This is a genomic window from Psychroflexus sediminis (assembly GCF_900099815.1).
Lineage (GTDB): Bacteria > Bacteroidota > Bacteroidia > Flavobacteriales > Flavobacteriaceae > Psychroflexus > Psychroflexus sediminis.
Map to the genome: position 1 here is coordinate 89,401 of NZ_FNCW01000009.1, position 21,822 is coordinate 111,222.

General features: G+C 35.5%; 16 protein-coding genes. 8 read left to right on the plus strand and 8 right to left on the minus strand.

Annotated elements, in window-relative coordinates; genetic code table 11:
* Positions 1-11: 11 nt before the first annotated feature.
* Positions 12-2,159: a T9SS type A sorting domain-containing protein gene (locus tag BLP81_RS09875; protein ID WP_245686449.1), complete on the minus strand. Its 2,148-nt coding sequence runs from the start codon at positions 2,157-2,159 to the stop codon at positions 12-14.
* A 297-nt stretch (positions 2,160-2,456) separates the two neighbouring features.
* Between BLP81_RS09875 and clpB the strand changes: the two genes are divergently transcribed.
* Positions 2,457-5,042 (plus strand): ATP-dependent chaperone ClpB, encoded by a 2,586-nt coding sequence (clpB, locus tag BLP81_RS09880; RefSeq protein ID WP_093368306.1) that lies wholly within the window; start codon positions 2,457-2,459, stop codon positions 5,040-5,042.
* A 73-nt stretch (positions 5,043-5,115) separates the two neighbouring features.
* Here clpB and BLP81_RS09885 read toward each other — a convergent pair whose 3' ends face one another.
* From BLP81_RS09885 to rpmH, 3 genes are all read right to left on the minus strand, one after another.
* Positions 5,116-5,625, minus strand: a complete 510-nt coding sequence (locus BLP81_RS09885; RefSeq protein WP_093368307.1) for a gamma carbonic anhydrase family protein — start codon at positions 5,623-5,625, stop codon at positions 5,116-5,118.
* A gap of 1 nt (position 5,626) precedes the next feature.
* Positions 5,627-8,479 (minus strand): carbamoyl-phosphate synthase large subunit, encoded by a 2,853-nt coding sequence (gene carB / locus BLP81_RS09890; protein ID WP_093368308.1) that lies wholly within the window; start codon positions 8,477-8,479, stop codon positions 5,627-5,629.
* Between the two features lie 88 nt (positions 8,480-8,567).
* Positions 8,568-8,729: a 50S ribosomal protein L34 gene (gene rpmH / locus BLP81_RS09895; protein WP_093368309.1), complete on the minus strand. Its 162-nt coding sequence runs from the start codon at positions 8,727-8,729 to the stop codon at positions 8,568-8,570.
* 133 nt (positions 8,730-8,862) lie between these two features.
* Here rpmH and BLP81_RS09900 point away from each other — a divergent pair, with 133 nt between their 5' ends.
* Positions 8,863-9,378, plus strand: coding sequence for a hypothetical protein (locus tag BLP81_RS09900; RefSeq protein WP_093368310.1), 516 nt, complete (start codon positions 8,863-8,865; stop codon positions 9,376-9,378).
* Positions 9,379-9,383: 5 nt separating this feature from the next.
* Here the strand turns inward: BLP81_RS09900 and BLP81_RS09905 are convergent, their stop codons facing one another.
* Both BLP81_RS09905 and BLP81_RS09910 read right to left on the minus strand, forming a co-directional pair.
* Positions 9,384-10,136: a response regulator transcription factor gene (locus tag BLP81_RS09905; RefSeq protein WP_093368311.1), complete on the minus strand. Its 753-nt coding sequence runs from the start codon at positions 10,134-10,136 to the stop codon at positions 9,384-9,386.
* Positions 10,133-10,735: a histidine kinase dimerization/phosphoacceptor domain -containing protein gene (locus BLP81_RS09910; protein WP_093368312.1), complete on the minus strand. Its 603-nt coding sequence runs from the start codon at positions 10,733-10,735 to the stop codon at positions 10,133-10,135. Before BLP81_RS09910 ends, BLP81_RS09905 begins: the two co-directional genes overlap by 4 nt.
* A gap of 148 nt (positions 10,736-10,883) precedes the next feature.
* On the opposite strand from BLP81_RS09910, the gene BLP81_RS09915 reads away from it, so the two are divergent.
* Positions 10,884-11,555 (plus strand): TlpA family protein disulfide reductase, encoded by a 672-nt coding sequence (locus BLP81_RS09915; RefSeq protein ID WP_093368313.1) that lies wholly within the window; start codon positions 10,884-10,886, stop codon positions 11,553-11,555.
* Between the two features lie 370 nt (positions 11,556-11,925).
* Here BLP81_RS09915 and BLP81_RS09920 read toward each other — a convergent pair whose 3' ends face one another.
* Together BLP81_RS09920 and BLP81_RS09925 are read right to left on the minus strand one after the other, a co-directional pair.
* Entirely contained in the window at positions 11,926-12,861 is a 936-nt protein-coding gene (locus BLP81_RS09920) for a lytic transglycosylase domain-containing protein (protein WP_093368314.1), read from the minus strand.
* Positions 12,862-12,870: 9 nt separating this feature from the next.
* Positions 12,871-13,527: an alpha/beta hydrolase family protein gene (locus tag BLP81_RS09925; protein WP_176752707.1), complete on the minus strand. Its 657-nt coding sequence runs from the start codon at positions 13,525-13,527 to the stop codon at positions 12,871-12,873.
* Positions 13,528-13,684: 157 nt separating this feature from the next.
* On the opposite strand from BLP81_RS09925, the gene BLP81_RS09930 reads away from it, so the two are divergent.
* The 5 genes from BLP81_RS09930 (at position 13,685) to BLP81_RS09950 (ending at position 21,674) form a co-directional block, all read left to right on the plus strand.
* Complete coding sequence (locus BLP81_RS09930) at positions 13,685-13,984, plus strand: GNAT family protein (protein ID WP_093368315.1); 300 nt, start codon at positions 13,685-13,687, stop codon at positions 13,982-13,984.
* A gap of 117 nt (positions 13,985-14,101) precedes the next feature.
* Positions 14,102-16,939 (plus strand): excinuclease ABC subunit UvrA, encoded by a 2,838-nt coding sequence (uvrA, locus tag BLP81_RS09935; RefSeq protein ID WP_093368316.1) that lies wholly within the window; start codon positions 14,102-14,104, stop codon positions 16,937-16,939.
* 10 nt (positions 16,940-16,949) lie between these two features.
* The gene (locus tag BLP81_RS09940; RefSeq protein WP_093368317.1) at positions 16,950-17,636 is read left to right on the plus strand and encodes an LOG family protein; all 687 of its coding nucleotides are present in this window, start codon (positions 16,950-16,952) and stop codon (positions 17,634-17,636) included.
* A 10-nt stretch (positions 17,637-17,646) separates the two neighbouring features.
* Positions 17,647-18,870 (plus strand): T9SS type A sorting domain-containing protein, encoded by a 1,224-nt coding sequence (locus BLP81_RS09945; protein WP_093368318.1) that lies wholly within the window; start codon positions 17,647-17,649, stop codon positions 18,868-18,870.
* Between the two features lie 41 nt (positions 18,871-18,911).
* Positions 18,912-21,674 carry a gluzincin family metallopeptidase gene (locus BLP81_RS09950; protein ID WP_245686450.1) on the plus strand — a complete coding sequence of 921 codons (2,763 nt, stop codon included), beginning with the start codon at positions 18,912-18,914 and terminating at the stop codon, positions 21,672-21,674.
* The last annotated feature ends 148 nt before the right edge of the window (positions 21,675-21,822 follow it).

Below are 21,822 nucleotides of genomic sequence, written 5' to 3' on the forward strand. Positions count from 1 at the left end.
TATGATTTGATTTAGAGCTTTATTATTTTTTTGGTGATGGATTTTACTCCGTTATTGATTTTTAGAAAATACATGCCAGATGAAATTGCTTCAAGATCAATTGTTTTGTTTTCACTCATTTTTACTGAATAAATTTGTTTGCCTCTTATGTCAAACAAACTAAGATTGAGTTCATCAGTTGAGTTGGTCTCAACCGTCAAAGATGAAGAAACAGGGTTCGGATAGACACTTAATTCTGCAAAACTAGAGTCATCAGAAGATAAATTTTCAGAGGTCCTAAAACTTGAAACCTCTATGGAACCAAACGCGCCGTTTTCACTTATAATCTCACCGTTGCCGGTCTCCAGTTTATAAGAACCTGTCCCGAAATCACAGCAAATACCATCACCTGCAGAATCTAAAATAACAAATTCATAACAGCTATCCGGATTTAAATTAAAGACTTCAGTATAAGTCGTTTGATCGGTTAATGTGCCTTGAGATTCTTGAATTAGAGTGCCATTTTGATCGTAAAATTGCCAGGAAGTTTCATTGGCATAATCATCTGTTTTTAAAGTTAAAGTGACGGTTTCAGCTGTGTAGGTATCATTTTTGTAATTATCTATTGTTGAAGTAAATGTGTTATTGTCTGGAAAATCATCGGTTTTATCCTTAATTTCGATTGAAGCTGTCAACCTATTCTCAGTGCTAAGATCGAAAACGGGAGATGCGATTACTTCTCTTTCAAGATAAGTAAGTGAGCCTGTCCATTCAACTGTTTGAGGAGCCTGTGAGCCAAATTGATAGGTTAAAGTTGCAGCAGTTACTTGAGTATTACCTCTGTTTTGCAAACTAAATACAGGGGTCACCTCATCTCCACAAATCTGATTATCTATATTGTCTACTATAATTGCTATATCATCATTAAAAATTTGTGCAGGTGGATATTGATTTAATGTAAATCTGCCTGTAGCTGCAGGGTCTAACCATTCTTTCAAACGGGATGAAGGTGTATCTCCAAAATCCCAGGACACATCGAATCGTCCATAAAAATCAAAAGCACCATTATTTTCGGTACCGTTACATGCAGCAGCTCCACCGGCAAGCTGACCTATTATTCTTCCGTTCTCATCAAAGAGTGGTGAGCCTGAAGACCCTTCTTCAGTAACTCCCAATTCCCAGTTATACAGATACCAGTTTTCCATATTATCATTACCATTGAATATTCTTGAATTTTTCACTGGTGAATTATCATCTCTCGAAACTTTCATGATATCACCTCGGGGATGATGAATTCCAACGCTAAAGTCAGGAATAACACCAGATCTGTCCCACCCCGCCCAGACTAGGTCCCAGTCATCCGGGAGTGGAGCATCAATTTCCAGTAAGGCAAAATCTGATTTAGAATTATTCGCTAAAAGCGTTGCTCCACTTACAGTTTGATTGAAGCTAGCATCAGTTGAGTTGGAAGTAGTAGAACATGAGGGATTCTGACTTATCCAGTTAAACCGAAACGCCCAGGTAGAGGTTGAACTTGTCAAACAATGATTGGCTGTTAAGAAATACTGGCTGCGGTCATTGTTGGTGTTATTGATTAAAGAACCAGAGCAAAACCCACTTGACCCCACAACTATCATCGCTACAGCTTTCTTAAGCTGATCTTTTAAAGTATCAAAATCTGAACCTACAGGGCAATTTACATCTTGATTACATGAACCGGAGTCATTTAGTGCTTTTTTCAAAGCTGGTATATCGGAGACGCTTCTATACCCATGAACAACTTTTGAAATGTGTAATTGTCCATTAAATTCAGCCTGAGCAGGTTCAAAATATTCGATCCATACATTATCTCCGTTGATTAACCAAGTACCGAATTCCATATCATCTCGGTTTTGCGATGCTGTATAAGCGCCTAAAAGATCTGTTTTATCATTATTGTAAAAATATAATTTAGCACCCTCAGGTATATAAAACTCATCAAATAAGAAATTCAAGGTCTTAGCTCCTTTGGATCGGACATTAAGCAACCAGACTCTATCACCATTTTTCAGCCTGTTCCACTTTCCATCCTCAAAACTTAGACTTACCTGGTGCTCATAACCAAATCTATAGGGCTGATTCTCTTTTTTATCATTGATTATATCTTCCTTCTGTAAAGTCTTTAGATCAAAACTAGGCATCGAAATAGTTTCGACTGAATTTAGTGTTAATTGCCAGCTTTTAGGCTGCCCCTCATTTGTTACTTGTGCTCCTGCATAATAAAAAAAGAGTAGAAACGAGAAAATAAATGAATACCTGATCTTCATTTTAAAATGATTTTATCAAATATATGCTGAACTTTTTAAATAAATATTGAAACTCCTAAGAATTTGATATTAAAAACTGACAAAATGCTGGTTTTTTAGTTGCTTTAAGCTGTCATAATGGCATTTATGCAGTTGGGTATAAGAATTGAAATCTATTATAAAAAATAAATAATGGATTTTAAAAACTTTACTATAAAAACACAAGAAGCTGTCCAAAAGGCTCAGCTAATTGCTCAGGAAATGGGACATCAACACATAGAAAATGAGCATTTGTTTAAAGCTATTTCTGAAGTGGATGAAAATGTAACGCCCTTTATTCTTAAAAAATTAAACATTAATTCTCAACTCTTTCTTCAAATAGTAGATAAGAATCTTAAAAGCCTGCCTAAAGTTTCTGGAGGTGATATCATGCTATCAAGAGAAACGGGGAAGACTTTGAATGAAGCAAGTATTGTAGCCAAAAAAATGAAGGATGAATATGTTTCTATTGAACATCTTATCCTAGCGATCTTTAAAAGTAAGAGTAAAATCGCTCAAGTTTTAAAAGACCAAGGTGCAACTGAAAAGGCATTAGAGGCAGCAATTCAAGAATTAAGAAATGGAGATCGTGTAACTTCTCAAAGCGCAGAAGAAAATTACAACTCCTTAGATAAGTATGCCAATAACCTAAATAAAATGGCAGAAGAGGGAAAATTGGACCCTGTAATTGGAAGAGATGAAGAAATTAGAAGAATACTTCAAATTCTCTCTAGAAGAACTAAAAATAATCCTATGCTGGTCGGTGAACCTGGTACTGGTAAAACGGCCATTGCAGAAGGTCTTGCTCATAGGATAATTAGTGGAGACGTTCCTGAGAACCTAAAGTCTAAAAAGATATATAGTTTAGATATGGGTGCTCTGATTGCAGGAGCAAAATATAAAGGTGAATTTGAAGAGCGTTTAAAATCAGTAATTAAAGAAGTTACAACTAGCGATGGAAATATTGTTTTATTTATCGATGAAATTCATACACTTGTTGGCGCTGGTGGCGGAGAAGGTGCTATGGACGCCGCTAATATCTTAAAACCTGCACTGGCCAGAGGAGAACTGAGAGCTATAGGGGCAACCACTTTGGATGAATTTCAGAAATATTTTGAAAAGGATAAGGCTCTGGAAAGACGTTTTCAAAAAGTAACTGTCAATGAACCCGATACAGAAAGTGCCGTTTCGATTTTACGAGGAATCAAGGAAAAATATGAAACTCACCATAAAGTCAGAATTAAAGATGAAGCTATTATAGGGGCGGTAGAACTTTCACAGCGTTATATTACCAACCGATTTCTTCCAGATAAAGCCATCGACTTGATGGACGAAGCAGCCTCTAAGCTTAGAATGGAAATCAATTCTAAGCCTGAGGAACTCGATGTTTTAGATAGAAAAGTCATGCAGCTGGAAATTGAGATTGAAGCTATCAAACGAGAAAAAGATGATATTAAATTAAAATCATTACGAGCAGATTTGGCAGATCTTAAAGAAGAACGAAACACCTTACATGCACGCTGGAAAAATGAAAAGGATATTGTGGATAATATTCAAAAGATTAAAACTGATATCGAAAATTATAAACTCGAGGCAGAACGGGCAGAGCGAGAAGGTGATTACGGAAAAGTAGCTGAGATTCGATATGGCAAAATTAAGGAGGCACAGGAAAGCCTTGAAAAACTTCAAAATGAAGTAGAAAATCAGAAGTCTGAAAACACCCTGATTAAAGAAGAGGTGAATTATGAGGATATTGCTGAAGTTGTTGCCAAATGGACAGGAATTCCCGTAACCAAGATGTTACAGTCGGATCGCGAAAAACTTCTTAAGCTTGAGGATGAATTACATCATAGAGTTGTGGGTCAAGATGAGGCCATACAAGCTGTTTCTGATGCAGTAAGAAGGAGCCGGGCTGGATTACAAGACCAAAACAGGCCCATTGGTTCGTTCTTATTTCTTGGTACAACAGGAGTTGGTAAAACTGAATTGGCCAAGGCACTCGCGGAATATATGTTTGATGATGAAAGCTCAATGACCCGAATAGATATGAGTGAATATCAAGAACGGCATTCGGTAAGTCGCCTTGTTGGGGCACCTCCTGGATATGTAGGCTATGAAGAAGGGGGACAACTGACTGAAGCTGTGAGAAGAAAACCTTATTCTGTAATTTTACTTGATGAGATTGAAAAGGCGCATCCAGATACTTTCAATATTTTATTGCAGGTTCTGGATGAAGGCCGGTTAACTGATAATAAAGGAAGATTAGCTGACTTTAAAAATTCAATTATCGTGATGACATCCAATATTGGAAGTCATATCATTCAGGAGAAATATGATGCATCAACCGATGTTGAAACCACTATGGAAAGTGCTAAAGTTGAAGTGCTGGGACTTTTGAAGCAGAGTGTAAGACCTGAGTTTCTGAATAGAATTGATGATGTTGTGATGTTCACACCACTCTCTAAAGACGATATCAAAGAGATTGTAGAACTACAGCTCGACAACTTGAAAAAAATGTTGATGAAACAAGGCATTACTATAGATGCTACAGATGAAGCTATAGATTACTTAGCGAGAATAGGTTTTGATCCTCAATATGGAGCAAGACCTGTAAAGAGAACCATTCAAAAAGAAGTTTTAAACAGTCTTTCAAAACAGATTTTAGCTGAGAAAATAAAAACAGACAGCATCATTCTATTGGATCAGTTTGATGGAAAACTGGTTTTCAGAAATCAATAAGCAACTTATTATAAATCAAAAACCCCGTTTCGATATATTGAAACGGGGTTTTTGATTTACTCTACTGTTATAATTAATCGATCCAGGTTTTATAAAGCGTATAATTTTTTGCAGTTCGTTTTATCATTTCCAAATTCTCATTAGAAACAGCTTTCAGCCTTTTGGCTGGAATGCCAGCATAAATGGAATTAGCTTCAACCCGGGTACCCGCTGTAACTATTGCTCCCGCAGCTACTATACTTCCGCTCTCAATAACAGCATGATCCATGACAATGGCTCCCATCCCTATCAAGACATCATCCTGTATTGTACAGCCATGGATAATGGCTTTATGGCCTATAGAAACTCGGTTTCCAATTCTGGTAGCAGCCTTTTGATAGGTGCAATGAACAACTGCAGCATCTTGGATATTTGTATCATTTCCAATTTCTATGGAATTAACATCACCGCGAATCACTGCATTATACCAAACACTGCAATTTTCACCTAGCTTGACTTGACCTACAAGACTTGAATTTTCTGCCAAAAAGCAAGAAGAATGTACGCTCGGTGCTATTCCTTTTATAGATTGAATCAAAGCCATATTATTTGCTTAAATACATTTTACGTCTTCCGTACAACTCATAAAAAGTGTCATCCCTTAAACTATCGATAAATAAAATGCTTTCACCTGTACTCTTCATTTCAGGCCCCAACTGTTTGTTGACGTTATGAAACTTGTCAAAAGAGAATACCGGTTGTTTTATAGCATAACCTTCTAGTTGTGGATTAAAAGTGAAGTCATTTAATTTATTTTCACCAAGCATGATTTTGGTTGCATAATTTACATACGGTTCTTTATAAGCTTTAGCTATAAATGGAACTGTTCTAGAAGCTCTAGGATTGGCTTCAATGATATACACATGATCATCCTTTATAGCAAATTGAACGTTGAGTAAACCAACGGTATTTAGAGCCAAGGCAATTTTCCTGGTATGGTCTTTAATTTGTTCTAAAACCAGGTCTCCTAGATTAAAAGGAGGAAGCATCGCATTTGAATCTCCAGAATGAACCCCACAAGGCTCAATATGCTCCATAATCCCAACGATGTAAACATCTTCACCATCACATATAGCATCTGCTTCTGCTTCTATTGCACCGTCAAGATAATGATCCAATAGCAATTTATTGTTCGGTATTTTTCTCAACAAATCAACAACATGCGTTTCTAAGTCTTTCTTATTGATAACAATTTTCATCCCCTGTCCGCCAAGAACATAAGAGGGTCTTACAAGAAGTGGAAAATCCAACTTTTCTGCGAGCGCTAAAGCTTCATCGGCTGTTTCTGCAACTCCAAATTCTGGATAAGGAATATTATTGTCCTGTAATAATTTTGAAAAGCTTCCTCTGTCTTCTGCAAGATCAAGCGACTCGTAGCTGGTTCCTAAAATCTTAATCCCATATCTGTTTAGCTTTTCTGCAAGTTTTAAGGCCGTTTGTCCACCGAGCTGAACAATTACACCTTCGGGCTTCTCATGTTTGATGATATCGTAAATATGTTCCCAAAAGACAGGTTCAAAATAGAGTTTATCTGCTGTATCAAAATCAGTGGAAACCGTTTCAGGATTACAGTTGATCATGATGGTTTCATAACCACACTCCGCTGCTGCCAAAACTCCATGAACACAACAATAGTCAAATTCTATCCCTTGACCAATTCTGTTTGGTCCAGATCCCAGAACGATCACTTTTTTCTTTGAGGTAACTATGCTTTCATTTGTATTTATAATTTCCCCGTCTTTATTTTCTACATCAGCTTCAAAAGTAGAATAGTAATAAGGGGTGTGGGCCTCAAATTCTGCGGCACAGGTATCAACCAATTTGTAGATTCTGTTCACATTCAATTCTTCGCGCTTAGCATATACTTCACTTTCCAGACATTTCAACATATGCGCGATCTGACGATCAGCAAAACCTTTTTGTTTTGCTTCAAGCATCAAATCCTTACTGATGTTTTGAATTGAATACTTTGAAATTTCCTTTTCTAAATTGAAAAGCTCCTCATATTGCTTAAGGAACCACATGTCAATTTTGGTAATTTCGTGGATTCTGCTTAGCGGTATTCCAAGCTGAATGGCATCGTAAATTACAAAAACCCTGTCCCAGCTAGCAAATTCAAGCTTACTTAAAATCTGATTATAGTCTGTATAACTTTTACCGTCTGCCCCTAGCCCATTTCTTTTAATTTCTAAGGACTGAGTTGCTTTGTGCAGGGCTTCTTGAAAAGAACGGCCTATTCCCATGACCTCACCTACAGATTTCATCTGTAGCCCCAAGGTTCTGTCTGAACCTTCAAACTTATCGAAGTTCCATCTTGGAATTTTAACGATAACATAATCGAGAGTAGGTTCAAAAAATGCCGATGTAGTTTGGGTGATTTGGTTTTGAAGTTCATCTAGATGGTAACCGATTGCTAATTTAGATGCAATTTTGGCGATAGGGTAACCGGTGGCTTTAGAAGCCAGGGCTGAAGACCTGGACACTCTGGGATTTATCTCTATGGCGATAATATCTTCTTTTTCATCTGGACTTACAGCAAACTGAACATTACAGCCTCCTGCAAAATCTCCGATACTTCTCATCATTTTTATAGCCATGTCCCTCATCTTTTGATATGTTCGATCACTTAAAGTCATGGCAGGAGCCACGGTTATAGAGTCCCCTGTATGAATTCCCATGGGATCCATATTTTCGATACTACATATAATCGTCACGTTATCATTTCGATCTCTAAGCAATTCCAATTCAAATTCTTTCCAGCCTAACAGAGCTTTATCTATTATCACTTCATGAATTGGAGATGCTTCCAGACCTCTGGTGAGCAACTCTTCGAACTGATCTTCTGCATAAACTATAGAAGCTCCACTTCCACCCAGGGTAAAAGAGGCCCTGATTACCAAAGGAAATCCAAAAACCTGAGCGACTTCTTTTCCCTGTAAAAAAGAAGTCACCGTTTTGGAAGGAGCTACTCCTACTCCAATATCTTGCATCAGTTTTCTGAATTTCTCTCTGTCTTCTGTGATGTTAATAGCATCAATATCGACTCCAATAATGTTTACTTTAAAATCTTCCCAAATGCCTTTATCGTCTGCTTCAATACAAAGATTTAAAGCAGTTTGACCACCCATGGTTGGCAAAACAGCATCTATTTCTGGATGATCCGTGAGGATTTCAACAATCGACTTCGTTGTCAAGGGTTTTAAATACACGTGATCTGCCATGGAAGGATCGGTCATGATCGTTGCAGGATTACTGTTGATGAGAATTGTTTTAATTCCTTCTTCTCGAAGCGATCTCAAAGATTGAGAACCTGCATAATCAAACTCACAGGCCTGGCCTATAACAATAGGACCTGAACCGATGATAAGAATGGTTTTGATGGAGTTGTTTTTTGGCATACTAGGTTTTTTAAAAATGAAACTATTGGATATAAAAAAAGGCGTTGCAAAATGCAACACCTTAATATTTTGAAATTAATCAATCATTTTATCTTTTTCTTAAACTCATTTCAGAAGAAACACTCAATTTTTTTCTTCCTTTAGCTCTTCTTCTCTTAAGAACTTTACGACCGCTTACAGATGACATTCTCTCTCTGAATCCGTGTTTATTCTTTCTTTTTTTATTAGAAGGTTGAAAAGTTCTTTTCATTTTTTTATGACTTTAAATGTATTATCTCTTTTTAAAAACTGCGTGCAAATATACGATTCATTTTCAGTTTTACAAGCCTTGGGGCAAAGTTTTTTCCATTTGTTTTTGCTAGATTTGCAAGAAAAAAACGAACATGTTTAATAAAAACTTCAAACTCATTATCGCAGGGCTTATCATAGCTTTTGGGATTTATCAAATCATAGAAAGCAACCTTGGTAACGGTATAGCGCTTATACTGTTCTCTGGAATTTTTATTTTTCTTTATTTTAAAAATGAAATGATTTTATTAGCATTTCTTCGATTGAGAAAGCAAGACTTTGAGGGGGCCAAAAAATGGCTGGATAAAATTAAAAATCCTGAAACTGCACTTACTCAAAAACAACAGGGTTACTATAATTATATCCACGGATTATTACTGTCGCAAACCAACATGACCAAGGCCGAAAAATATTTTAAAAGAGCTATAAAGTTAGGATTATCCATGAAACAAGACCTTGCTATGGCTAAATTAAACTTGGCTGGAATAGCAATGACGAAAAGAAGAAAACGAGAGGCTCAACTTCTACTGAAGGAAGCTAAAACACTGGACAAGCACGGAATGCTAAACGAGCAAATACAGATGATGAAACAGCAAATGAAACGTTTTTAAGCTATTTATCTACAGTATTTTTTTCTGAAATGAGACGGAGATACTCCTGAGTGTTTAACAAAAGCATTTGTAAAACTTGAATTGGATGTGTATCCAAGGTCAAAAGCAATCTCCTTAACAGACTGGTACGTGTTTTTCAACTTTGAAGACGCCAATTTCATCTTTTGGTCGAATATATACTGGTAAGGCGTTACGCCTACTTCCTTTGCAAATTCTCTTATAAAATGAAACTTACTCCATCCGGAAACCCGTATTAACTCTTCCGTTTTAATCTCTTGATTGATGTTAGTGTCAATGTACTCCAAAGCTCTTTTAATAGGTTTGGAATACTTGCTTTCCTCAAGCTCAAGCTCTGCTGTAGTGCCATTACCGTTAATGCCATCCAATTTTGCCTTTTTATTATATAAAGCAAGCTCAATATTATTGATGATGTCTATTTCTCTAAAGGGCTTTGAGAGATAACCCACAGGCTTTGTTGTTTGTATGCGCTTTAAAGTTTCTATATCTGTATAACCGGTGATATAGATGAAGGGGAGATCGCATTTCGAGTTAAGGTAAGAACCTATCTGAATACCTTCATATTTTTTACTTAAGTCTATATCCAGTAAAATAAGTTCGGGTTTAAAAGTATCAAGGTTTTTAATGCAATTGGTATAGCTGTCGCATATATTGACATCAAACCCATTTTTATCCAAAATGGTTTTGATTTCATATGAAACAAGCTTGTCGTCTTCTACTACTAGTATTTTTGTTTTCATAGGATTGGGAATGATAGTCTTACAAATTTCTTTTTATAATCAAATTTACCTTTAAGCTGCATGACCATTAGATCAAAAATCTTGTATTGATCTTTAAAAAGCTCATGAAATTTTTGATGATCTTCTATACTTGAAAAAGAGAATTTCAAATGAACTTTTTTCTCTTTATGTTCAATTTCCAATAAAAGATTATCATCAAGACTTTTTCTGAAGTCATTGATCTCTATAATTATATAGCTTAAGAGTAATAAGTCATCAAGCTCTACATTTATTTCAGACATATCATGGAGTTCATAATCAATTTTCGTTGTTGAACTTTTGATATATTGAAAAAATTGAAGCAAAAATGATTGCAGAGATATTCGAGAATCTTTTGGAAAGTATTCGTCTTTATTGCTTCTGTAATACAAATCATAAATATGAGTAAGCGCAAAAACTCTATCAACGATCACCTTTTTGTCATCAAAATAAGACCGATTTGTAGAGGTCTGAATATTCATCAAACTAAGTTGAGTTTGTAAATTATTTTTAAATCTGTGAAGAGTTTTACCTAGGACTTCCCTTAATTGATCTTGACCTTCCTGGATTTCGCTTGACATATAATTAATTTCTAAATAGTTGGTTACAACAAATATAATATATTCTAATCAATCTATTTATAATTATTGCTAAATAGACAGAAAGATTGATTAAGTAATTCGCAATTAATTTACTTAATTTTAAAAATTAACAAATATTCATAGAATATTGAAGAATTTTTTGCTGTTTATTTTTTTATCTATTTCGGTTTTTTCTCAAGATAAGAAAGAAATCGACAGCATTCTTTTTTCTGAAAGTTTAGCAATAAACCATTCAGAATTCGAAAGAAAATCCTCTTTAAATTTTTATCGGGGTAATCGTAAGGCTTCCGAAAGATTTTTTGATTCATTGGTTGAACAAAAACTTGAAGGTTCAATCCTGGACAATTTTAAAGTGCATGGTCTTAATCAAAAAATAAATTTTATTTATGAGTTTGAAAAACCGATGTATCTGATGAGCTATGCCTCCTGGTGTGTTCCTAGTAATGGAGAATTAGAAGCCCTGCAAATCTTGGTTGAAGAACACTCTGATTGGATGAATTTTGTTTTGATTTTATGGGATAAAAAAGAAGACGCTGCAAAATTTGCAAGACAATTCCCTAATAAAATAAAGGTTTTATATGTAAACGAATTAGATAATACGGGAGCAAGAACTATAAAAATAATTAAGCATAAGCTGGGAGTACCCGTATCATTAACCGTCAGTAGTAATAAAATCATACTTAATATCAGGCAAAACACCCAAGTTCACCCTTCCATAGAAAAAGAGTTGGCTACTAAAAAATGCTATGAAGATATCGCAGGAGATATTGCTTTGCTACAGCAATATGAAAGCCTATGATTATTTATTAAGGAAGGCTTTGAAATCAAATAAGACAAATACCACCGCAAAAATTAGACGCAGTAATTTTTCATTCAAACTGACAGGTAATTTTAAACCTTACCTCCTTCTATATCAAACCTAAAGACTATGACCATAGCATTCTAACAAATAAGGCTGCTATCTCGATCATACTTATAAGCTGTTGCCAATGTGACTGGCAATGCTTAAACAGCTAAACCTTTTTCTAGGGCTTGATGCTGAGAAACTTTTAAAAAAGTATCGGATAACATAAGAGCACCCTCCTACTATATCTAACACCTCACTCAAAAATCCAGCAAATAATCCAATTACATCAAAGCTAATCGTAAAAGCAGAACTACAAAAGAAATTATTTTAAGACTTTAATGCTATAAACTTTTTTTGAATAGTTATCTAAATGTTTATCTCTAAGCCAGGGATTATGGATTTTAAGCGTCTTATAATTCATGTTGAATTTTTCAGCAAATCTCACAAAATCTGTTACGGCTGTATCCACCTCTACAGTCTTAAGGGGTTGGATTTCATAAAGATCTTTTTCTTCAAAGTGAAAACCAAACTCTTTAGGATTGGACAAAATATGTTTTAAGGCTATAATTCTGAACACATATCTGGATGTTTCAGGGTTAAGGAGTAAATCGTAATAATTTTCAACTTCTTGACGATTCATCTCCTTAGAAATACCATAATTGCCGGCATTATATGCTGCTGCAGCTAAGGTCCAACTGCCAAAACGCTCTTTAGATTTTTTCAAATATTCACAAGCCACTCTAGTAGCTTTTTCGATATGATATCGCTCATCTACATTGTCGTTTACTTCCAGACCATATTCTTGGGCTGTTGCTTCCATGATTTGCCAAAAGCCTGTAGCGCCTGCATGAGAAACGACCTGTTCCAAACCACTCTCAGCCACTGCCAGATATTTAAAATCCTCTGGAATTTCATACTCTTTCAGGATAGGCTCTATAATTGGAAAGTACTTATGAGATCTTTTAATCAATAATAAAGCATTGGACTGCCAATAGGTATTGACTAATAATTCTTTGTCCAACCGCTCTTTGATATCTGTAATTTCCAAAGGGGTGCGTTCTCCGGCAAAATCGACTTCCTCAGGCAGGTCTATGGCAAAAATATTATAATCATTTTTAAAGCTTTTCTCCGGAGTTATAGTTGTGTTTTCATTTTTTTCTGTAGCCATGAAACTAGAAATAGTAAAGTAAGTACCAAGGGTGAGGCTTACTATTCCCAGTGTAAATATTATCTTTTTAAAAAAAGTATCAAGTTTCATAGTTGTCTGTTATAATTGTGAGCTGATTTTTCCTTCTGATATCAATTCAGGTAAGTGTTTATTGAACCACTTGTATTTAACTAGAATCATTATATGAGTTCCTTTTGGAATAACAATGCTATTTTCAATATTTTTAATAGGAAATACTAAATCTTCATCTCCATGTATATGTATTATATTCTCAATGGGTTTATCCTGATTCCAACATAGCATTTCTTTTATTGCCCAATTCAAATATTCTTTATCATTAATGGATAAATATTGTTGATATAACTTCAAACGCTTTCTGATCAAATCCCCCAGAGGAAGTTTTTCGATGTGAGTGATGTAATCTAGCAAACCTGTGGGTAAAACTTTGTAAACCCCTGTGTCTCTGGCAAATTTCATTCGCTTAGGTAATTCGTGTTTGGTTTTTACACTCGAAATAATGATTAGCCGCTTAAGGTTTAAGTATTTGCTCATTTCTTGCACCAAAACCCCTCCAAAAGATACTCCAATTAGCACGACGGCCTCACGTGTTGTCACCTCTTCTGTCATGCGTTTAGCATAGTCAGTAAGAGACTCCTCTTTTTTGGGGATTTTCCAAGTTAACCAAATGATTTTAAATTCTTTTTCGGGTAATTCTATCCTCTCAAATACTGTTGGATTCGCCGCCATGCCTGGCATCATGTAAACCTTAATCACTTCCACTTAGATTTTCATATAACTTAAGTACAAAAATAGGTTTTAAATTTATTGTTTACCTTTGTTGTCCAATATATTAATTTACAAATCAGTTCATCTTTGTAAATTACCCTATACTTAAATTACAAATCTTTGAAATATGGAAAAAGACTTTGAAGTAACTAAAAATGAGTTTCAAAGACAATACGAAACCAAAATTGGTGGAGAACTTCTTGCTGTTGAATTTTCGGAACACGATAGAAAAGTATTTCTTACCAAACTTACAATTCCAGAAAAATTTATTGATTCTGAAACACAGAATCAGTTTATCTCTAAAATATTAGACAGTTTTAAAGATACCCGCTTCAAAGTAATGCCCACTTCTCCCGAAATTGCGAAGTTTTTTAGAAAAAACAGAATTAAATACAAGGATTTGCTTCCTGCTGGTATTAGTATTTAAGGCCTCTGTTTAATTTATAATTTGTATCTTTTTTTTGGCTTTCAACAATTGATAAGCAAATGGGATTATATCATATAATATCATTTAGATTACTTAAATTCGCGCGTTGAAATTGCTATGAGAAAAAAAGAAGAATTTATTGAAGTCCTAGGGGCTAGAGTCCATAATTTAAAAGATATTGACGTAAAAATACCCAGAAATAAGCTGGTGGTCATCACAGGTTTATCCGGCTCAGGTAAATCGTCTCTTGCCTTTGATACTGTTTATGCGGAAGGGCGACGCCGTTATATTGAAACCTTTTCTGCCTATGCCAGACAATTTCTTGGAGGTTTGGAGCGTCCCGATGTCGATAAAATTGACGGGCTTTCTCCAGTCATCGCTATAGAACAAAAAACAACATCCAAGAGTCCCAGAAGTACTGTGGGTACCATCACGGAGATTTACGATTTCCTCAGACTTCTCTATGCCAGAGTTGGAACTGCCTACAGTTATAAAACTGGTGAAAAAATGGTAAGTTTTACCGATGAGCAAATTCAGAATAAAATCAAAGAAGATTTTGAAGGAAAGAGAGTCAATATTTTAGCACCAGTCATACGCTCCAGAAAAGGACACTACCGGGAACTTTTTGAACAAATTGCTAAACAAGGCTTCCTCAAGGTAAGAATTGACGGCGAAATAAAAGACATTGAAAAAGGAATGAAAGTGGATCGCTATAAAATCCACGATATTGAAATTGTTGTAGATCGTCTTAAAATCAATGATGATATCAACACGAATAAGCGTCTTAGTGAAAGTATTGCTACCGCAATGAAGCAGGGCAATAACGTGATGATGATTCTGGAACAGGATAAAAAAGACCCTAAGTTTTTTAGTAGAAATTTAATGTGCCCTACGACGGGGATCTCCTACCCCAACCCCGAACCCAATAATTTTTCCTTCAATTCTCCAAAAGGAGCTTGTCCAAAATGCAATGGTCTTGGAGAAGTTTATGAAATCAATCTCGATCGAATCATCCCAGACCCTACTTTATCAATCAAAGCAGGTGGGATTGAACCTCACGGGAAAGAAAAGAAAAACAACTGGGTATTCAAACAACTTCGATCTATAGCCGAACATTTTGATTTTTCACTGACAGATCCGATTGAAAGCATTTCAAAAGAAGCGCTGGAAGTCATTCTTCATGGTGGGCAAGCTAGATTTGAGAAGTATAGCGAAACCTCTAAAGTAAATAAAAGCTTAAGCTATAACTTTGAAGGTGTTGCCAAATTCATCGAAGACACATTTCATCAAAAAGAATCTTCCGCTGCTCTTAAACGCTGGGCTAAAAAGTACATGGACAAGAAAGCCTGCGAAACCTGCGATGGTAGCCGTTTGAAAAAAGAATCTCTATATTATAAAATCGACGAGAAAAATATTGGGGATATTGTCAATATGGATGTGGATGAACTGGTCAATTTTTTTAAGGATTTGCTAAAAAGACTGGGGAAAAGCGAACAGAAAATTGCAGAAGGAATTATAAAAGAAATAAAAACCAGACTTTCGTTTTTAGAAGATGTTGGGCTTAATTACCTCAATTTGAATCGAGGTTCCAAAACCCTTTCTGGTGGCGAAGCTCAACGTATTCGCCTAGCGACTCAAATCGGTTCTCAGCTCGTTGGAGTTTTATATATTTTGGACGAACCTAGCATTGGCCTTCATCAGCGGGACAATGAAAAACTCATCAATTCATTAGTGGCTTTAAGAGATGTTGGGAATTCAATTATTGTTGTAGAACACGATAAAGACATGATAGAAAGAGCAGATCATGTCATAGATATTGGTCCGCATGCCGGAAAAAATGGAGGAAGAATCATAAGCGAAGGAGATCCTGAAACCATCTTGCAGCATGATACTTTAACGGCAGATTACCTTTCAGGAAAAAGAAAAATTGAAATTCCTGAGTCACGTAGAAAAGGAAATGGTAAGCATTTGCATCTGATGAATGCTACCGGGAACAATTTGAAAGATGTTTCCATCAAAATACCACTTGGAAAGCTCATTGTCGTTACCGGAGTTTCCGGAAGTGGTAAATCAACGCTTATAAACGACACGCTTTATCCCGTTCTGAATAATCATTTTTTCAACGGGAAAATGGAGGCCCTTCCCCACAAAACCGTGAGAGGTCTGAAGCATTTGGATAAAGTCATAGACATCAATCAATCTCCTATTGGAAGAACACCACGCTCCAATCCTGCGACTTATACTGGTGTTTTTGGTGAAATTCGGAGTTTATTTGCCAAGACGCCAGAAGCCCTTATCAGAGGGTATAAACCTGGCAGATTCAGTTTCAATGTAAAAGGTGGGCGTTGTGAAAGTTGTGGTGGAGCTGGAGTTAAAGTGATAGAAATGAATTTTTTACCTGACGTTTACGTAGAGTGTGAAACTTGTATGGGTAAACGCTTTAACCGTGAAACTTTAGAAATCCGTTACAAAGGAAAGTCTATAAGCGATGTTTTGGAAATGACTATAAATGAAGCCACTTCTTTTTTTGAGCCTATTCCGAAAATTTATAGAAAACTGAAAACCATACAGGATGTTGGTTTAGGATATATAACTTTGGGTCAGCAGAGTACAACTTTATCTGGTGGTGAAGCACAAAGAATTAAGCTTGCTACGGAATTATCAAAAATCAGTACCGGAAACACGTTTTATATTTTAGATGAGCCCACAACTGGCCTTCATTTTGAAGATATTCGCGTCTTGATGGAAGTGCTGCAAAAATTAGTTGATAAAGGAAATACAGTTTTGGTAATTGAACATAATATGGATGTGATTAAACTTGCAGACTATATTTTTGACATCGGTTATGAAGGAGGAAAAAAAGGAGGAGAACTGGTTGCTAAAGGAACTCCTGAACAACTCATTAAAAATAAAAAAAGCTACACGGCGGAGTATTTAAAGAAAGAATTAAAATAACAATTAAAGCATGGTAGATAAACATCCAAAAAACTGGAATGAGATAAAAACTAATGACAGCTGGGCCCTGTTCAAAATCATGAGTGAGTTTGTTTATGGTTATGAACGCCTAAGTGAAATAGGTCCCTGTGTCTCTATTTTTGGTTCTGCAAGAACAAAACCGGGCGAAAAATATTATGAACTTGCTGTTAAAGTAGCTCATAAAATTGTAGACCAAGGTTATGGCATTATTACTGGCGGCGGACCTGGCATCATGGAAGCGGGTAACAAAGGTGCTAATCTTGGAGGTGGCACCTCTGTCGGTCTCAATATTGATTTACCTTTTGAACAACACGATAACCCATATATCGATGCTAATAAAAGCCTTGATTTTGATTACTTTTTTGTTCGAAAAGTCATGTTTGTAAAGTATTCTCAGGGATTTGTGGTGATGCCAGGAGGTTTTGGAACATTAGACGAACTTTTTGAAGCCATAACACTCATCCAAACCCGGAAAATTGATAAATTTCCTATTATTTTAGTAGGGACTGAGTTTTGGGGAGGATTACTGGATTGGATCAAGAATACCCTGGCTGAAAGACTTAGAACGGTAAGTATTGAAGATCTTGATCTGATTGAACTGGTTGATACCGAGGATGAAGTCGTCGAGATTTTAGATAGATTTTATAATCAATATGATTTAAGTCCTAATTTTTAATTTTTAATTTATGAATAAACTAATACTTCTGTTTCTTGTTTTTTTAAGTTCACATTTTAGTTATGGACAAACAGAAATCAAAACCATGTTTTACAATGTCTTGAATTTTTCCAGCGCTCCGCCAAGAGAACGTTTAGATATTTTAAATTCCATATTGAATACTTATGAACCAGATCTGTTCATGGTAAGCGAAGTCGAATCCGCATCAGACGCTCAAAATATTCTAGACGAGTCATTTCGCTATACTACTGCAAATATAGTACAAGCTCCTTTCTTACCTAATCCAGGAGCTTATATCAATCAAACGGCTTATTATAATGCCGATAAATTCAAATTGAATTCTACAGCTCAGATAGAAACCAATTACAGGAGTATAAACCATTACAGCTTTGAGCTTAAGACAAATTCTAAAATTGCGTTTGAAGTTTTTGTCGCTCATTTTAAGGCTTCAAGCGGTCAATTCAATGAAAATGAACGCTTATATGAAGCCCAGCAGTTCATCAAATATATCGAGGGGTTTCCTTCAGGTACAAATATTATGCTTGCCGGTGATTTTAATATGTATTCTTCATCGGAGCCAGCTTTTCAGACTTTATTAAACGGGACAAACACTATAAACATGCTGGATCCTATCAATTCTTTAGGAGACTGGCACAACAACTTAAATTTTACTGGTATTCATACCCAAAGTACTCGCTTAAGCAATGTGGATTTTGCAGATTATGGAGCTGGAGGGGGTTTGGATGATAGATTCGATATGATGTTGATTTCAGACGCATTAAACTCACCAACAAACAGCATTAGTTTTATTCAGGGTTCTTATAAAGCCTGGGGAAACAACGGCAATTGCTTTAATGATAACATCAATAGTATAGATTGTGCTGGAACATTTGATCAGGAATTAAGAGGATGGCTTTATATGATGAGTGATCACCTGCCGGTAGTGATGAGTTTGAATGTAAAAGAAGAATTATTATCCACAAATGAATTTGTTGCGGAAAGCCCGGTAAAACTGACTAATGGAAACCTTGTTTCAGATCGCTTAGCCTTAAAATTTTCTCCGAATCTTCTTTCCGAAAAGGTCATCATTTACAATACCCTGGGACAAGAAATTTACTCTTTTAAGGTTTCAAGCTTAGAATTTGCAGTTGATGTTTCTACTTTATCCAGTGGATTGTATTTCTTAAAAGTAAATCAAACCCCTATTACTCAAAAATTTTACATAAACCATTGAATCAAAAATATTTTTACTTCAGCTTTTTTTTAATTTCTTTTTTGAGTTTTTCTCAAAACAGGATAACAGCTGATATTCTGACTTCAGATGATTTAAAAACGCTAAGCATCACCCAAACCATCCGTTTTAAAAACACAAGTGATCAGGCTTTGGAGTCGATATATTTATACAATTGGTTAAACGCCTTTTCCGATAAAGAGAGTCCTCTGGCAAAACGCTATGCGGAAGAATACGTACGCAGATTTCACTTCGCATCAGATTATGAAAGAGGTGGAACAACTATACATTCTTTATCTACAGAATTTACTGATTCCAATTGGAATCTCGTCCAGGGACATCCCGATTTAATTCAAGTTAAACTTGATAAAGCTTTACCCCAAGGTCAAAGCCTTGATATACATCTGAATTATACACTTGTTGTTCCTGATCAGAAATTTACCGGGTTTGGCTGGAATAACCGTGAGCTGAACTTGAAGCAATGGCTTATTTCTCCTGCTGTTTACAATGAAGGCTGGATTTTGTATAGCCATAAAGATCTCAACGATTATCCTTTACAGAGAATGGATTACGACCTATTTCTCGAATTTCCAAATACTTATATCATAAAATCAAGTTTTGAGCAATCAAATTCAGAAAGCCATCTGACGACTTATAGGAAAGTAGAGCTTAGAGGTGAGAATTTGGCAGGGACTACATTATACGTTAAGCAGGTAAATGATTTTGAATCTGTACAGACAGATCATGTTACTTTAATTACCAATCTAAAGGATAGTGAATTAAGACCTGAGATTGAAGCGCTTATTTTGGACAGAATTGTCTATTTTTTGGAAGGTCGTTTTGGTGATTTTGAATTCAAATCCATGGTAATTACTGAAGAAGATTACAACACCTCTCCAGTATACGGACTCAATCAATTACCTAGTTTTATAAGACCTTTTCCTGATGGATTTCAATATGACATAAAAGTTCTTAAAACCATTACAGACCAGTACTTAAGACGCTCTCTGCTTACAGATACAAGAGAAAACCAATGGTTTCTCGATGCCATACTGGTGAAAGTTATGATGGATTATGTTGAAACTTATTACCCTGATGTCAACTTACTTGGCTCGTTTTCAAATTTTATTGGAGTGCGGTGGTTTCATGCCGCAGATTTAAAGTTTAATGATAGGTATAACTTTATTCACCAAACGACAATCCGACAGAATTTAGGACAGCCCGTTGATTTTCCTCAAGATAGTCTCCTCAAGTTTAATCAAAAGCTCTCCAATCCCTATAAAGGGGGGTTGGGATTCAAATATTTAGAAGATTATTTAGGAAAAGACATCATTAATCAGAGCTTAAAAATTTACTTTAATAAACATAGGTCAAAACGCTCAAAACCAGATGATTATTTCAAAATACTAGCTTCATTAACAGATAAAGATATCTCCTGGTTTTACACAAATTATTTAGGAAGTTCAAAAGATATTGATTTTAAAATTAAGAAGGTAAAAAAAATATCAGACTCTCTGGAAATCAAAATTATCAATAAAACCAGGAATGCAATGCCGATTGCTGTTTACCAGTTAAAAGAGGATAACATACTTTCGAAGCAATGGGTGAATGCTTTTAAAAGGGATACCACAGTTTACCTTAAGGACCTAGGAAGTGATCAAATTGCAGTGAATTACGAGCAAGTAATTCCTGAGATAAATCCTAGAAACAACTACAAAAGCAGGGGTAAAATTCTAAATAAACCCTTTCAATTCAGACTTCTTGAAGATATAGAAGACCCCAAGTATAATCAGTTATTTATTACTCCTGAGTTTACTTACAACCTTTATGATGGACTAGCCTTAGGTCCAAAATTATATAACACCTCCCTTCTCCCGAAACAACTAAGTTTTAAAATCAATCCGAAGTATGGCCTTACAAGTAACGCCTTGGTTGGTGGAGCTTCTATAGATTATACTCATTTTTTGAAAGAAGAAGATCTGTTTCAAGTGCGATATGGATTGACAGGCTCCAGGTTTTCATATAATGTAGATTTGTTTTATAGGCGTTATTCCGGTTATATAGGGATGACCTATAGGCCTCAGGATTTACGAGATAATGCCAGACACAACCTCTTTGTGAGGACAGTCAATGTCGATCAAGATATAAATGAATTTGTAGAAACAGAAGAGCCCAATTATAATATTTTCAACATACGGTATAATTTTTCAAATAAAAATCTGGATCGATTTTTTACGACGTCAATTGATTATCAAATTTCACAAAAATTCTCTAAGGTTTCTTCTACCTTTAGTTTTAGAAAACTTTTCAATAATAACCGGCAAATAAATGCAAGGTTTTATGGTGGTTTGTTTTTATATAATGACGCCAAAGATTCAGATTTCTTCAGCTTTGCTCTGGATAGACCTACCGATTATTTATTTGATTACAATTACTATGGGAGAAGTGAAGAAAGCGGCTTATTTAGTCAGCAGTTTATTATGGCAGAAGGCGGTTTCAAGTCTCAATTTGATCAAAGATTTGCAGACAGTTGGATAGCTTCTACCAATGTAAGCACAACCATATGGAACTGGATTTTTGCTTATGGAGATGCAGGTTTTTTTAAAAATAGTGGCGCAAATCCACAGTTCGTTTACGACTCTGGAATAAGACTAAGTTTCGTCGAGGATTATTTTGAGCTTTATCTACCAGTTTATTCAAGTAAAGGCTGGGAAATAGGTCAAGATAACTATGACCAGCGCGTAAGATTTATAGTTTCCCTGGATTTATCAACTATTTTCAAGTTATTTACGAGAAAATGGTATTAATGCCAAATAACCATTTAATGACGTATTTAATTAGTTCATTTGCCGCTCTATGTCGTCCTAATTAATTCTATACCAAATCTTTGGCTTGGTAATCCTTGGCTTAGTCTGAACTCTTAGTTTTAAGAGTTGGATTCAAGTTTGAAAAGAT

Coding starts and splice junctions, on each gene's coding strand:
- BLP81_RS09875 (WP_245686449.1), bottom strand. CDS start 2,159: ATGCCTAGTTTTGATCTAAAGACTTTACAGAAGGAAGATATAATCAAT.
- clpB (WP_093368306.1), top strand. CDS start 2,457: ATGGATTTTAAAAACTTTACTATAAAAACACAAGAAGCTGTCCAAAAG.
- BLP81_RS09885 (WP_093368307.1), bottom strand. CDS start 5,625: ATGGCTTTGATTCAATCTATAAAAGGAATAGCACCGAGCGTACATTCT.
- carB (WP_093368308.1), bottom strand. CDS start 8,479: ATGCCAAAAAACAACTCCATCAAAACCATTCTTATCATCGGTTCAGGT.
- rpmH (WP_093368309.1), bottom strand. CDS start 8,729: ATGAAAAGAACTTTTCAACCTTCTAATAAAAAAAGAAAGAATAAACAC.
- BLP81_RS09900 (WP_093368310.1), top strand. CDS start 8,863: ATGTTTAATAAAAACTTCAAACTCATTATCGCAGGGCTTATCATAGCT.
- BLP81_RS09905 (WP_093368311.1), bottom strand. CDS start 10,136: ATGAAAACAAAAATACTAGTAGTAGAAGACGACAAGCTTGTTTCATAT.
- BLP81_RS09910 (WP_093368312.1), bottom strand. CDS start 10,735: ATGTCAAGCGAAATCCAGGAAGGTCAAGATCAATTAAGGGAAGTCCTA.
- BLP81_RS09920 (WP_093368314.1), bottom strand. CDS start 12,861: ATGAAACTTGATACTTTTTTTAAAAAGATAATATTTACACTGGGAATA.
- BLP81_RS09925 (WP_176752707.1), bottom strand. CDS start 13,527: ATGCCAGGCATGGCGGCGAATCCAACAGTATTTGAGAGGATAGAATTA.
- BLP81_RS09930 (WP_093368315.1), top strand. CDS start 13,685: ATGGAAAAAGACTTTGAAGTAACTAAAAATGAGTTTCAAAGACAATAC.
- uvrA (WP_093368316.1), top strand. CDS start 14,102: ATGAGAAAAAAAGAAGAATTTATTGAAGTCCTAGGGGCTAGAGTCCAT.
- BLP81_RS09940 (WP_093368317.1), top strand. CDS start 16,950: ATGGTAGATAAACATCCAAAAAACTGGAATGAGATAAAAACTAATGAC.
- BLP81_RS09945 (WP_093368318.1), top strand. CDS start 17,647: ATGAATAAACTAATACTTCTGTTTCTTGTTTTTTTAAGTTCACATTTT.